Genomic DNA, 950 nt, shown 5'->3' on the forward strand with positions numbered 1-950 from the left:
TGGGGGCGGCGGGCGTCGGAGCCGAAGCCGTGAAAGTGTTCGGCGAAGCTTATTTCGGCATCATCTCTGCCGTACTGACCATCCTCATCCTTGTCCTCTCCGAGATTATCCCGAAGAGTGTGGGTGCCAACTATTGGCGTTCGCTGGCTGTGCCTTCGGCCCGCATCATCCGGGGTATGATTCTGATCTCCTATCCGCTGGTGTGGCTGTCCGAACTGATTACGCGTCTGGTGGCACCGTCGAAGCACGAGGCTTCGGTGAGCCGCGAAGAGGTGTCGGCCATGGTGTCTATCGGTGCCGAGGAAGGCGTGTTCCAGAAGGACGAAAACCGAATGATACAGAACCTGATCAAGCTGGACAACGTAACGGCCCGCGACGTGATGACGCCTCGTGTAGTAGTGGCCGCTGCACCCGAGGACACCACACTGAAGGACTTCTACCGCAGCAAGCAGTTCTGCAACTATTCGCGCATCCCCGTCTTCCACAACAACGAAGACAACATCACGGGCTACGTGCTGCGGCAAGTCGTATTGGAGCGCCTGGCCGAAGACAAGTTCGACATGAAGCTGTCCGACATTGTACGCCCCATCCTGACCTTCCCCGAAAGCACTTCGGTTTCGAAAATCTGGGAAAAAATGCTTGAGAAGAAAGAGCACATCTCCATCATCATCGACGAATATGGCTGTCTGCGGGGCATCGTCACCATGGAAGACATCATCGAAACAGCCCTCGGTTTCGAGATTGTGGACGAGCGCGACGCCGTGACCGACATGCAGAAGCTGGCGCGTGACCGCTGGCAGAAACGGAAGGCAGAACAGGGTTCCACCTTCTAAAAGCGTGTACCGGAAGCGGTGAATCTTCCCCCCTCGCAGAAGCACTCCAGAGCTGTCCGGGAGCCATACAAGTACGGCTCGTGAGAGACACTTGTGTTGCTCGTGAGCCGTGCAAGT

Annotated in this window: 1 protein-coding gene; it reads left to right on the forward strand. The window is 56.8% G+C overall.

What is annotated here, in order from left to right; genetic code table 11:
• Nucleotides 1-833, forward strand: an 833-nt coding sequence (locus QVP67_RS09925) for a CNNM domain-containing protein (RefSeq protein WP_288180096.1), incomplete at its 5' end; no start/stop codon positions are given.
• Between the last annotated feature and the right edge of the window lie 117 nt (nt 834-950).

The organism is Bacteroides sp. CAG:633, assembly GCF_000435115.1.
Taxonomy (GTDB): Bacteria; Bacteroidota; Bacteroidia; order Bacteroidales; family Bacteroidaceae; genus Bacteroides; species Bacteroides ndongoniae.